We start from the raw sequence: 12,855 nt of genomic DNA, 5'->3' as shown, positions 1-12,855 counted from the left end.
CCGACCGAGCCGCACCGCCCGCATCCGCCGCCCACCCGCACGTCGAGGAGGTCACCATGAGCACCGAACGCCCCCCGCGTCGTGGCCCCAGCCGCCGTCAGGTCCTGACCGGCGTCGCCGGTCTGGCCGCGGCCGCCGGAGCGGTCAGCGCCTATGCACGCAGCCACTTCCAGCAGCCCGACAACGGCCACCCGCACGACGACTTCACGGCGCCGACCGGCGGCTACCACTTCCAGCGCCGCCGGACGCCCGACCGTACCGAGGTCCGGGCCGCCGACGGCCGGGTGCTGGCCACCTTCACCGACGGTGCGCGCACCGCACTGCTGACCGGCCCGACCCGTACCTGGAGCGAGCCGCGCACCACCAGCGCGGTGGTGCGCGGCAACGCCTGGGTGCGGCTGATGCCCGACGGATGGCGGCAGGGCAAGGAGCACACGCGCTGGTTCCGCGAGTGGTTCCCCAAGACCCTCGCCGACCGGAGCCCGGACGTCCTCGGCGTGGCCTTCCAGTACGGCGACGGGGCCCCCGACCGCCGTAACGGATCCGGCCTGCGCTACGCGGGCAAGGCCCACTTCGGACCGCACGTTCCCGGGGAGTCGGCGACGTCGTTCCACTTCCACGACGAGAAGTCGGACTTCTACGACTACCTCGGCGTCCCCTGGACCTTCCCGGACGGCACCCGTAAGGATCCGGAACACGCCCGCTACGGTGACGTGGACTGCTCCGGTTTCATGCGGCTGGTGTGGGGCTACCGCATGGGGTACCCCATGCACTCCACCAACCTGCCGGGGGTCGGCCTGCCCCGCCGGGCCTACGCCATCGCCTCGCGGGCCCCGGGCGTGCTGCTGCTCCCCGACACCGGCCGGCCGCCCGCCGACATCAGCCTGCTGCAACCCGGGGACCTGGTCTTCTTCGCCATCGACATCGGCAGACCGCACGGTATCGACCACTGCGGCATCTACCTGGGGCCGGACACCGAAGGACATCCGCGGTTCTACTCCAGCCGCTCGAAGGCCAACGGCCCCACCATGGGCGACCTGGCCGGCCGCGCGACGCTCGACGGCGACGGCTTCTATGCACAGGGGCTGCGCATGGCCCGCCGTCTGTGAAGCCGCCGTCCCCCTCGTCGCCCGCCTGACGCCTGCCGACCGTCCCCCGTCTCACGCTCCTCCCGAGAGGCCCCGCCATGGCCACCACCCCCCTCACCCAGGACTCCGCCGACCGCCACCGCTTCCGTCTCCGCTTCATATCCATGGGCGTCAGGCGGACCTCGGCTCCCTCCCAACCGCCCCTCGACAGAGGCGAGTTGCAGGCCCTGCTGGTGATCCTCGCCCTGGCCGCGGTGCTGTACACCTGGGGTATCGGCCATGCCGGAGTGCAGCCCTACTACGGCGCGGTCGTACGGTCGATGGCGGCGAACTGGCATACCTTCTTCTTCGGCGGGCTGGACCCCAGTGGCTGGATCACGCTGGACAAGATCCCCGGCGCGCTGTGGCCGCAGGCCCTCTCCGTGAAGCTCTTCGGGCCGTACGACTGGGCGGCGGCGCTGCCGCAGGCACTGGAGGGCGTCCTGGCCGTCTGGGCGCTGCACCGGATCGTCCGCGCCTGGGCCGGCCCGCTGGCCGCTCTGCTCGCCGCGCTGACGCTGACCCTCACCCCGATCACCGTCGCACTGAACCGGCACACCATCCCGGACACCCTGCTCGTCCTGCTGCTGGTCCTCGCCGCGGGGTCGCTGCAAAAGGCGGTCAGCACCGGGAGGCTGCTGCCGCTGCTCGTCTGCGGCGTATGGGTGGGGCTCGCGTTCCAGGCCAAGATGCTCCAGGCATGGCTGGTCCTGCCGGTCTTCGCGGCCGTGTACCAACTGGCCGCGCCCGGCTCCCGGCTGGACCGCGCCTGGCGGCTGCTGGCTGCCGGGGCCACCGCACTCCTCGTCTCCTGCTCCTGGCTGCTGCTGGTGTGGGCGACACCTGACGCGAGCCGCCCCTACATCGACGGGACCACCAACAACAACCCCTTCACCCTCGCCTTCGGATACAACGGGCTGAGCCGCTTCGGCAACGATCCGCACGCGCTGGGCGCCGTAGCCGGCACCGCCGCCAGCCGCACCAGCGGCAACACCGGCTGGACCATGCTGGTCAACGACGTCGTGGGCCCGCAGATCGCCTGGCTGCTGCCGCTCGCCGTACTGGCCCTGGTGCTGGGCCTGTTGTGGCGTACGGGGCAGCCGCGCACCGACGGGCTGCGCGCGGGGTATGTGCTGTGGGGCGGCTGGCTGGCGGTGCACGTCGTGGTGTTCAGCACCTCGAACGGTAACCACGGCTACTACACCGCCGTACTCGCCCCGGCCGTGGCCGCGCTGACCGGTGGCGGAGCGGCCCTGTTCTGGGCGGAGTACCGCGCCGGCGGCCCGCGTCGGCCGGCGCTGCCCGCCGCCATCGCGCTGACCGCACTCTGGGCCGCGGTGATCGACGGTCCGCATACCCGCTTCGCGCCCTGGTTGCTGCCGGTGGTGCTGATGCTCGGTGTGTGCGGGACCATCGGCCTGTGGTCCAGGGGGCCGCGCAGCACGCGGCGGGCGCTGCACAGCGCCCTGGCGGCAGGGCTGGCGTCCACACTGCTCGCCCCGGCCGTCTGGGCCGCCTCCTGCCTGGACCCGCTCTACGGCGGCTCCCCGATGTCGCCGCTGGCCGGACCGGTGGGACCCGGCTACCGCGCCCTGCGCCACCAGCACCGGGCCAAGCCCGACGCCCTGAACACCCCGTCCGTGCGGGACACCGCTCTGCTGAACTACCTCACCGCACACCGTTCCGGGGAGAAGTACCTCCTCGCCACCCAAGCCGCCTACGGTGCCGAGCCGCTGCTGCGCGCCACCTCCCAACCCGTGCTGGTCATGGGCGGCTTCACCGGCCTGACCCCGTACCCGAGCGCGCAGCAGCTGAGCACCGTCGTCTCCGCTCACCAGCTCCGCTACGCGCTGCTGACCAGCCGCCGCCCCCGCACACCAGCAGTGACCTGGGTGAAGCAGCACTGCACCCGCATCCCCCCGCGCGCCTACGGACGCGCCGCGGACGGCAGCTTCACGCTCTACGACTGCGCGCCGGGAGTCTGACCGTTCAGCACCGCGAGCTCGGCTTCGAGGTCCGTCAGGCCCAGGGAGCCCAGGGACAGCGCCGCCATATGCCAGCGCTTGAGGTCGAAGTCGGCGCCCTGCCGCATACGGGCGGCCTCCCGGCCCCGCAGCCAGGCCCGTTCGCCCAGCTTGTAGCCGATGGCCTGGGCGGGCCTGCCCTGGTAGCGGATGATCTCGCTCTCGATGTACGCGGAGGGGCGGCCGGAGCACCGGCCGAGGAAGTCCTGCGCCAGGGCCGGCGTCCACCGCTCGCCGGGGTGGCGCGGGGAGTCCGGGGGGATCCGGAGCCCCAGGTGCATACCGATGTCGACGATGACCCGTACGGCACGCATCATCTGCGCGTCGAGGTAACCGAGCCGGTGTCCGGGATCGGAGAGGAAGCCCGTCTCGTCCATGAGCCGCTCGGCGTACAGCGCCCAGCCCTCGACATTGGCGCTGATCTTGCCCACCGCCGTCTGATAGCGGGTGAGGTCACCTGCGGCGACGGAGCGTTTCCACCAGGCCAGTTGCAGATGGTGACCGGGCAGGCCCTCGTGGTACCAGGTGGACACCAGGCCGTGGACGGGGAAGCGGCTCCGGCCCAGCGTGGGCAGCCAGGTGCGACCCGGGCGCGAGAAGTCCGGTGAGGGCGAGGTGTAGTACGGCGCGGCGGCGCTGCCGGGCGGGGCGATCCGGGACTCGACGCGTGTGAGCTCCTCGGACAGATCGAAGTGGGTGCCGTCCAGCGCTTCGGCGGTCTCGTCCATCAAGGACTGCAACCAGCACCTGGTCTCCTCCACACCGTCGATGGCCGGGCCGTGCCGGTCCAGCCATGCCATCGCCTCCCACGGGGTACCGGCCCCCGGCAGGACCTTCTTCGCCTCGGTCCGCATCTCGGCCAGCAGCCGGTGGAACTCGGACCAGCCGTACGCGTACGCCTCGTCCAGGTCCAGATCCGCGCCGGTGTGGACGCGGGCGAAGCGCACGTACCGCTCACGGCCCACCACATCCGGGGCGTCCGCGACCATGGGGCCGTACACATTGAGGAACCAGTCGTGCAGCTCCGCCACGGCGGTCGTGGCATCCTCCGCGGCCCCGTCCAGCTCGCTGCGCAAGGCGTCCGGCCCGGCGGCGACGAAGTCGGCGAACCAGCTGCCGTCCGTCCCCAGCCACTCCTCCAACTGGTCGATGTTGGCGTCGACCTGGCGGGGCCCGGCCGGCAGGTCGCGTCGCACCCCCTCGATGAGTGCGGCCCGGTAGTCGTCGATCGCATCGGGCACCGCCCGCAGCCGCCGGGCGATCGCCGCCCAGTCGTCCTCGATGCCGGTGGGCATGAGCGGGAAGATCTTGCGCACCCGGTGCAGCGGAGAAGCGAGATTGCTGACCTGCCGCAGGCCCTCTCCCGCGTCGTGCAGGGCCAGTTCGGCGGTCAGCCGCTCACGCAGCAACCGCGCGCAACGCCGCTCCCCGTCGGCGTCGGCACCCGGCTCGGCCTCAGCTCCCGCCAGCCGTGCGAGCGTGGTACGGGCCAGCTCGGCGGTGGCCTCCTGCCCCTTTGGCGAGAAGTCGGGAAGAGCGCCCGCACTCTCCGGTACGCCGAGGAACGTGCCCAGGATCGGGTCGAGTCGGACGACCGCGTCGGCGTATTCCTCCGCGACCTGACGCGGCAGCGCCCCGCCCCGCCCCGTCTCCTGCCCCGGCCGCGTGCCGCCGCCTGCCCCACCCGCCATGTCCCCGCCCCTTCCGCTGTCCGCGCGCCGGCCATCCGTTCCGCCGGCCACCCGCCACGCTGCGTGACCATACCCGGGTCGGGCCCGGCATAGGCGCACCACTTCCGGACACGGCATTAGCGAGGCGTTACCGCCCCGTTAGTCGACCGGCAGCGGCAGTGATCAGGCTGGAAGCGCAACGGATCGACCGTGCACGCCCCCTCCCGGAGGGGCACGCACGACCACACGAGGGGGAGACGGATGTCGCTCACCACCAAGACCCTCCGGCACGGCCGCAGGATCGCCGCCGGATCACTGATCGCCGTGACGGCGCTTACGCTCTCCGCCTGCCAGAGCGGCGGAAAGGACTCCGCGCTCCACTCCTCCGCGGCCGCCGCGGCAGTGGCGCCCCACGGCAAGGCGGCGAACGCCCCGAGCGCGGACCGGGCCCCGAGCGCGGCCCAGGTGCCGAGCGCGGCCCAGGCCCGCACCTCGGCGATGACCGCCTCGGACCGCTGTACCGCCGACACCCTGTCGGTGAGCCTGGGCCGTACGGACATCGGCGCGGGCAACATCCACATACCGCTGGTCTTCCCCAACAAGGGCAAGACGGCCTGTTCGCTGCGTGGCTTCCCCGGGGTCTCCCTGACGCTCAAGGAGGGCACGCCCGTCGGCAAGCCCGCCACCCGCTCGGGCGCCGCGGGCGACGCCGTCCGCCTGCGGCCCGGACAGAGCGCGCATGCCGTGCTGCACACGGTCAACGACGGCGTCTCGGACACGCCGTGCTGGTCCACGGCGCAGCTCGTCCGCGTCTACCCGCCCGGTTCCAAGGAAGCGATGACCGCCGGTACCGACGGGCTGCGGGTGTGCGGCGGAGAGTTCGATGTGACGTCGGTGAAGCCCGGGGCCACGGATTAACCGCCCCAAAGTCTCGTCGTGAGCACCGGACGGTAATCCATTCACAACCCTCCGTGCGGTCCGTCGAGATATCTCCTTCTTTGGGCCGTTTCTTTGGGTCGTATACGGAACCTCGGCCTGAGCTGGCCCGTCTCTCTGGGCGTCCCAGTGACAAGAACTTTTGAACGAATGCGATAGGGACAGTGATGCGTGAATTCAGCCGGCGCGGAATACTCGGGCTCGGTGCAGGGGCGGCGGCCGCATTGTCCGTAGCCGGATGCTCTTCTTCCGGGTCGGGGGCCTCCGGCAAGGTCGGAACCAAGCCCGGCCAGACGGCGCAGGCCAAGCCGATAGGCGACGGCTCGACCGCCTTCACCGGAAAGCAGCCGCACCAGCCGGACAAGCCGGAGAAGCTGGAGCCGGGGCAGAAGCCGCCCCAGTTCGTGGTTTTCTCCTGGGACGGGGCGGGAGAGGTGGGCAATGGCCTCTTCCCGAGGTTCCGCAAGCTCGCCCGCGACCACAATGCTTCGATGACCTTCTTCCTTTCCGGGCTGTATGCGCTGCCCGAGTCGAAGAGGCGGATGTACCGCCCGCCGAACAACCCCGTCGGTGCCTCCCAGATCCCCTTTCTCAGCGACGACCACGTCAAGGCGACGCTGAAGAACGTGCGCGCGGCGTGGCTGGAGGGCCACGAGATAGGCACCCACTTCAACGGTCACTTCTGCGGCGAGGAGCGGGGGTCGGTGAAGTTCTGGACCCCCGCCCAGTGGGACGACGAGATCGAGCAGGCCATGTCCTTCGTCACCAAGTGGCGGACCAACACCGGCTTCACCGACCTCGAACCGCTGCCTTTCGACTACAGCAAGGAACTGGTCGGCGGCCGTACACCGTGCCTGCTCGGCCAGGAGAACCTGCTGCCCACGGCGCGCAAGCGCGGCTGGCGGTACGACGCCAGCTCGCCAGGCGGCCTCCAGATCTGGCCCGCCAAGAAGCAGGGCCTGTGGGACTTCCCGCTCCAGTCCATACCGTTCCCCGGTCACTCCTTCCAGGTCCTGTCCATGGACTACAACATGATGTTCAATCAGTCCCAGAACTCCACCAAGGGCCCGCCGGCCAACTACCCGGGCTGGCGCAAGCAGGCCGCCGAGGCCTACATCGCCGGCTTCCAGCGGGCCTACGAGACCAACCGGGCCCCGTTCTTCATAGGCAACCACTTCGAGCAGTGGAACGGCGGCATCTACATGGACGCCGTCGAAGAGGCGTTCAAGCACATCGCCGACGAGAAGCGGAAGGACGTCCGTCTGGTTTCCTTCCGCCAGCTCTGCGACTGGCTGGATGCCCAGGACCCGCAAGTCCTCGCTGATCTGCGCCGCCTCGGGGTGGGGCAGCAGTTCACGGGGCGCAGCTGACGGCGCCGGAGCTCACGCCGCCTCTCGTAATGGCACGGGAATACGCGGCGTAGCTCCGTTCTCACCCTCAGGCAGTTCGCATCACTTCGTCAACGCCGACTGGTGCATTTTCCGTCAAGTTAATCGCGGAAAACGAGCAAAGATGGCAACTATTGACCGAACTGTTGCGTCAACTGTTCAGAGTTGTCTGGTGAGATAGCCGTCCCGGCAGCGTGGCATGAGGACGGACATCGCGGTCTTGGAGGAGAAAGCATGCGACCGTTCGCGCTGAGCTACGCCCGTCCGGCGGTGAAGTCGGCAACCGAAACCCCGTACACCTATGACGCCACGCGGCAACTCAACGTCCTGTCCGACGGTCGCCAGGCCACCAGCAGTCGGGCGGTCCTGATGGCCACCGGCACCACCGCCTCCACCGCCGGGTCCAAGACCCACTTCGACGACTGAACGCCGATGACGGTTCTGGTCCTCACCTGTGAGGAAGACTTGACCGCGGATACGGTCGTCGCGGTCCTGCACGACCTCGGCGTGCCGCTCGTCCGCCTCGACCCCGCCGACCTGCCCGGCCGGGTCCACCTCTCGGCGGACTACGGCACCAACGGCTTCCACGGCTATCTCAGGACGAACGAACGCATGGTGAGCCTGAACAGCCTGCGTTCGGTGTGGGTGCGCCGGCCCGGCACCCCCGGCACCCGAGCCGAGGAGCGGTCGACCTGGCTCACCCTGGAATCCGAGCAGGCGCTCTACGGCATGCTCACCTCTACCCGGGCTCGCTGGATGAACCACCCCGCGGCGGCCGGACAGGCCCGCTACAAACCCTGGCAGCTCCATATCGCCCAGCAGAGCGGCTTCACCGTGCCCGCCACGCTGATCACCTCCTTCCCCGCCGTCGCACGCCAGTTCGCCGACACGTACCAGGACCTGGTGGTCAAGTCGGTCTCCGGGAAGCATCCCGACGACCCTCCGTTGGTGCTGCCCACCACCCGTATCAGTCCGGACGCGGACTTCACCGCGGTCGCGGCCGGCCCCACCCTGCTCCAGCAGCATGTCCGCAAGGGGGCCGACATCCGGCTGACCTGTGTCGGCGGCCACCTCTTCGCGGCCCGTAAGGAAGCCGACTTAGAGGAGGTGGACAGCCGCTTCGCGGAGAACGGCGTCTGGAAGCCCGCCGAGGTCCCCGAACACATCCGACGGTCGGTGGCCGCCTATATGACGGCCACTCAACTCGCTTACGGGGCCTTCGACTTCGCGGAGGACGCCAACGGGACCTGGTGGTTCCTCGAATGCAACCAGGGCGGCCAGTTCGCCTTCATCCAGCTCGACACCGACCAGCCCATCGCCGAGGCCATCGCCGCCTGGCTCGCGGCGGACCCGCTCGCCTGACGCCCTGTCCGCTCGCCGGTCGGCCGTTCTCGGAGCCGTTGTCAGCGGCGGTCAGGGCCTCACGGATGAGCAGATGGCCCGGATCCTCCTCGACGCGGCCGGGGAGTGACCGCAGTCCCCCGAGGGGCTTCGGGAGTCAGCCCCCTGCGGTGCCTTCCGCACGGGACAGGGCGACCTCGAGTACGACCAGCAGCGCATCGCGGACCGAGCCCGTCGTGCGGGCGTCGAAGACGACCAGCGGCACGTGGTCGGAGACGTCCAGCGCCCACCGCACCTCGTCGAGGTTGTGGTGGACCTCGCCGTCGAACGCGTTGACCGCGACGGCGAACGGCATGCCCTTGTGCTCGAAGTAGTCCACCGCGGCGTAACAGTCGTCCAGGCGCCGGGTGTCCACGATCACCAGAGCACCGAGAGCGCCCTCGACCACGTCGTCCCACATGAACCCGAACCGGTCCTGGCCCGGTGTGCCGAACAGATAGAGCTTCAGCGTCGGGTCGATGGTGATACAGCCGAAGTCCATGGCGACCGTGGTGGTGGTCTTGCCGGGCGTGTGGGAGAGATCGTCCACGCCCGCCGCGACCTCGGTGATGGCCGCCTCCGTCGTCAGCGGCCGGATCTCGGAGATCGCGCCCACGGCCGTGGTCTTGCCGACGCCGAAGCCGCCGGCGATGACCAACTTGACCGGTAGTGGCGGCTGTTCAACCGCTGTCACGGAGTGTGCCCCGTGAGTCGGGGACGGCACGGAGACCATCGATAACCCTTCGCAGTACGGAGATGTCCTGGGTTGCCCTGGCGTCCGGGACATGGACCGCCAGATGCCCGGCGGCGCACAGGTCCTCCGCCAGCACCCGGACCACGTTGAGGTGGAGGCGCAGCCGGGCGGCGAGTTCCGCCACCGACTGCGGATGCCGGCATGCGGCGACGATGTCGTGGTGTTCGAAGGCGAGCGAGCCCAGGACGGTGAGCCCGGAGGCCGTCGCCACGACCTGGGTTTCGACCGGGAGCGGCGGGCCGGTCCCGCCACCGGCCACCCGGCCGGCGGTCAGCAGGAACGGCCGGATCGCGGAAGCGCGGCCGACCGGCTTCGAGGGGCCCCGGGCGCTGCCCTCCGCCTCGTCCGGTCCTGGTTCACCACCGGCCATCATGCTCCTCTTCTCAAGCCCTGCACCGCTGTCTCGGCGGTGTGGGACGGGTCAGCGGGCCGGTGTGGCGCCGGCGGTCTTCTTCAGCTCCAGCACCAGCTGGGGGGTGAGGGCGCTCCCGGCCCGGTTGGCGAAGAGGGTCATCTCGTAGGCGATGTTGCCGAGCTTCGCCTCCTTCGTGGTCACCACGCCGAGAACGGCACCGCAGCCGATGGCCGACACCAGCACATGGCCGCCCTCCAGGTCGATGATGACCTTGTTGAGGCCGCCGAGGCCGTAATTGCCGGACGCACCGGCGGCCAGACTCGTCACGCCCGACACGATCGCTGCGAGCCGCTCGGAGTCGGCCTGCTCGCGCAGTTGGGAGACGGCGATCAGCAGACCGTCGGAGGAGACCGCGATGGCGTCGACGACACCGGCGGTCTGGGTGGCGAACCGGTCGAGCAGCCAGGTGAAGTCGGCCGCGGCGGCTGTCAGATCGGTGGGTTCCGTCCGCTCGGAACCGCTCTTACCTGTCGGCGTGGTCACTGCCCGACTCCTTCCGGGTTTGCTGGTGTTGCGAAGATGCTGGGTCCCCAGGGGCAGGGGCACTCTCCTGCTCCGCCCTGCGTACGGCGGCCTCGAATTCATCGAGTTCCGAACGGACCGCGTCGGCGTCGACGGGCCGGCGCATCGCCTGGGCCCCGCGGTCGGCCGCCGGGGCGGTCATCCCGAGCGTCGCACCCCGTACCCGCCGTCGCAGCGGCCGGCCGGGCTGCGCCGGGCGCGGTTCGGGCGGGGCGGCGGAGGTCCGGCGCAACGGCAGGGGAGTGGGGGAGACGGGAGCGGGCCGGGGATCCTGCTCGCGTTCGGGCTCGGGCGTGCGGGATTCCCGCTCGGGCGCTGCCGGGTGGTGGCCTGACGTGGTGTCTGACGTCACGTCTGACATGGCGTCAGTTCTGCCATCGGAGAGGGCACCGGCGCCGTCCACATCCGCCTCCGCGGCCCCCGCCTCGGTCACGCCCGAGGCCGGGCCCGACATGGCGGCCGGATCCACGGCGAGCAGCAGCGCGGAAGGGAGCCAGACGGTGCCGGTGACCCCGCCGCCCGGCGTACGGCTCAGGGCGACCCGTATGCCCGAGCGCCGGGCGAGGTTTCCGACCACGAACAGGCCAAGGACCTTGGTCGGTACGAGGTCGAGCCGTTCCCGCCGGACCAGCCGGGCGTTCTCCTCGTCGAGGCGCTCCGTGCTCATGCCGAGGCCGTGGTCGATGACCTCGATCAGTGCACCACCGTCCGAGGTGACGTCGGTGCCGGGCCGGACGACGACCTCGACGGGTGTGTCGGAGGGGGAGAACGAGACCGCGTTCTCCAGCAGTTCGGCGAGCATCAGCGTCAGATCGTCGACGATGTCCGGCGCGACGGTGATCTCCGTCTCGGAGCGCAGGGACACCCGCTGGTACCCCTCGATCTGGCCGAGCCCGGCCCGGATGACGTTGACCAGGGCGGTCGGCCGGGCCTCCACCTCGGGGTCGCGGATGCCGGCGAGCAGCATCAGGCTGTCGGCGTTGCGCTGGAGGCGTACCGCGATGTGGTCGATGCGATACATCCGCTCCAGGACGTCGGGGTCGGTCTCCTCGCGCTCCACGGCGTCGATCAGCAGGAGTTGGCGCGAGGTGAGGTTGCTGACCCGGCGTCCGACGTTGCCGAACATCTCGGCGACGTTGCGGCGACTGAGCACCTGCCGCTCCAGCAGCGCCGCGGCGGTGACCTGCACCTGGTTGAACGCCTCGGCCAGATGCCCGATCTCGTCGCGGACCGGAACGGGTATCGGCTGCGGTTGCAGCGGGGTGCCGTCCGCCGACTCGTCGTCCTCGACCTTGGCCAGTTCCTCGCCGGCCACGTCGACGACCTGCTGGGCGGCGCCGGTCAGGGCCGCCAGGGGCCGTACGACCGACCGCCGGACCAGGACGGAGAAGGACAGCCAGGAGGCGAAGCCGAGCAGGGCGAGGGCGAGCATCACCAGCGCGTTGTCCAGGGAGTCCCGGGAGAGCCCGTCGGCCCGCGCGGCGATCTGCTGGATCAGCGACCGGGTGATGGCGAGCCGGGCCTCGGCCTGCCGGGTGCCGGCGGCGATCGCCTTGCGCAGCTGGTGCGGGGTCTGGCCCTGCAACGAGCCGGGGTCGATCTGGAGCTCCGCGAACTGCGCCTCGATGCCGTTCTCCTCGGCATCCCGCTCGATCCCGCTCAGGCGCAGCACCTGGTCGGGGTCGGCGATCCGGCCGAAGCGTTCCGTCTGCTCCTCGTAGACCTGGTGGGCACCGACCGCACGGGTGTACTCGGTGAGCGCATTGGCATCCCGGGTCTGGGCGGAGAACACCCCGCTCTCGAAGGCCGCGTGGGCGGCGTCCGCGCGCAGTACCGTGTCGAGAAGGTTGATGACCGAGGACGACGAGCTGCCGACGAAGCGGTCCAGGCCGATGCCGTCGATCAGGTAGCCGACCGCGGCCGCGTACGCGGGATCGATGCCGGCGGCCGGGACGGAGCCCCGCTCGACCTTGTCGCGCAGCACGGCAAGGTCCCGGATGTAGTCGAGGGCCTGTGCTTCCTTCCGCGGCAGGCTCGCCCCGAACGCGGAATGCACGGCGCTCACCTGCTCATCGGTGTCCTGCTGCGTGCGACGGTAGGTGGTGATGGAGGGCAGGGCGGCGCCGGGCCGGACCGACTCCTGCTCCACGGACAGCAGGAGCGCCTGCCGGTGTTCGGCCTGGACGTCATTGATCAGCCTGGTGACCTGCTCGCTGTCGCGCACCAGCTCCGCGGTCCGGTCGGCGTCCAGGGCCTTGTCCACCTGAGCGTCGACGCCGACGCCCAGCAGCACGCCGACGACCGCGACGGGCGCGATCACCAGAACGTTGAGCTTCCGCCGGAACGGCCATCGGTCCAGGAGCGCGCCCGCCCGCTGACGGAACCGCGGCCTCAACGGCGAACGCCGGGACGGGTCCTGTTGGTGCGGCGGGTCCACCTCGTGCGGCGGGTCCACTGTGTCCACAGACACCCCGGCCTCCTTACGACGTGCTCCTGAGCGGTGACCGAAATGTTGTTGTTGCCGACCGCCGACGAGGGGTGAGCGTGACGCGACGCCCGTGACGTTCATGCCGGAATGCGAGCGACAAGATTGCGCCACACGTCCAACAGGCCGCGAACACTACCGCGTGTGCGGAGGC

11 protein-coding genes are annotated in these 12,855 nt (G+C 70.6%); 6 read left to right on the top strand and 5 right to left on the bottom strand.

The features are described from left to right. The first annotated feature begins 56 nt into the window (after positions 1–56). Both SNA_RS21860 and SNA_RS21855 read left to right on the top strand, forming a co-directional pair. Positions 57–1,109 carry an NlpC/P60 family protein gene (locus tag SNA_RS21860; RefSeq protein ID WP_044366292.1) on the top strand — a complete coding sequence of 351 codons (1,053 nt, stop codon included), beginning with the start codon at positions 57–59 and terminating at the stop codon, positions 1,107–1,109. A gap of 77 nt (positions 1,110–1,186) precedes the next feature. Further along, positions 1,187–3,112, top strand: coding sequence for an ArnT family glycosyltransferase (locus SNA_RS21855; protein ID WP_052808956.1), 1,926 nt, complete (start codon positions 1,187–1,189; stop codon positions 3,110–3,112). On the opposite strand, the gene SNA_RS21850 is transcribed toward SNA_RS21855, so the two are convergent. Continuing rightward, a complete protein-coding gene (locus SNA_RS21850) occupies positions 3,088–4,842 on the bottom strand; it encodes a DUF885 domain-containing protein (RefSeq protein WP_044366291.1) in 1,755 nt (584 codons plus the stop codon). The two genes, SNA_RS21855 and SNA_RS21850, sit on opposite strands and share 25 nt — an antisense overlap. A gap of 240 nt (positions 4,843–5,082) precedes the next feature. Between SNA_RS21850 and SNA_RS21845 the strand changes: the two genes are divergently transcribed. The 4 genes from SNA_RS21845 to tgmB all read left to right on the top strand — a co-directional run bounded on the left by SNA_RS21845 (position 5,083) and on the right by tgmB (position 8,507). Further along, positions 5,083–5,739, top strand: coding sequence for a DUF4232 domain-containing protein (locus tag SNA_RS21845; protein ID WP_052808955.1), 657 nt, complete (start codon positions 5,083–5,085; stop codon positions 5,737–5,739). Positions 5,740–5,924: 185 nt separating this feature from the next. Beyond that, on the top strand, positions 5,925–7,127 hold the full coding sequence (locus SNA_RS21840; RefSeq protein ID WP_030065227.1) for a polysaccharide deacetylase family protein: 1,203 nt from the start codon (positions 5,925–5,927) through the stop codon (positions 7,125–7,127). Between the two features lie 252 nt (positions 7,128–7,379). Continuing rightward, positions 7,380–7,571 (top strand): putative ATP-grasp-modified RiPP, encoded by a 192-nt coding sequence (gene tgmA, locus SNA_RS21835; RefSeq protein ID WP_030065229.1) that lies wholly within the window; start codon positions 7,380–7,382, stop codon positions 7,569–7,571. Positions 7,572–7,577: 6 nt separating this feature from the next. Beyond that, the gene (tgmB, locus tag SNA_RS21830; protein ID WP_030065231.1) at positions 7,578–8,507 is read left to right on the top strand and encodes an ATP-grasp ribosomal peptide maturase; all 930 of its coding nucleotides are present in this window, start codon (positions 7,578–7,580) and stop codon (positions 8,505–8,507) included. Between the two features lie 136 nt (positions 8,508–8,643). Here tgmB and SNA_RS21825 read toward each other — a convergent pair whose 3' ends face one another. Genes SNA_RS21825 through SNA_RS21810 form a run of 4 tightly spaced genes read right to left on the bottom strand, consistent with a single transcriptional unit; the run spans position 8,644 to position 12,536 of the window. Further along, positions 8,644–9,258: a GTP-binding protein gene (locus SNA_RS21825; RefSeq protein ID WP_037789145.1), complete on the bottom strand. Its 615-nt coding sequence runs from the start codon at positions 9,256–9,258 to the stop codon at positions 8,644–8,646. Beyond that, a complete protein-coding gene (locus SNA_RS21820; RefSeq protein WP_044366647.1) occupies positions 9,206–9,649 on the bottom strand; it encodes a DUF742 domain-containing protein in 444 nt (147 codons plus the stop codon). Before SNA_RS21820 ends, SNA_RS21825 begins: the two co-directional genes overlap by 53 nt. A 51-nt stretch (positions 9,650–9,700) precedes the next feature. Then, positions 9,701–10,177, bottom strand: coding sequence for a roadblock/LC7 domain-containing protein (locus SNA_RS21815; RefSeq protein ID WP_044366289.1), 477 nt, complete (start codon positions 10,175–10,177; stop codon positions 9,701–9,703). Further along, a complete protein-coding gene (locus SNA_RS21810; RefSeq protein WP_044366645.1) occupies positions 10,158–12,536 on the bottom strand; it encodes an ATP-binding protein in 2,379 nt (792 codons plus the stop codon). The genes SNA_RS21815 and SNA_RS21810 overlap by 20 nt, the downstream gene beginning before the upstream one ends. Between the last annotated feature and the right edge of the window lie 319 nt (positions 12,537–12,855).

The organism is Streptomyces natalensis ATCC 27448 (genome assembly GCF_000935125.1).
GTDB lineage: Bacteria > Actinomycetota > Actinomycetes > Streptomycetales > Streptomycetaceae > Streptomyces > Streptomyces natalensis.
The sequence above is the reverse complement of the archived record's forward strand: the minus strand, read 5'-3'. Positions and strand labels throughout refer to the sequence as shown.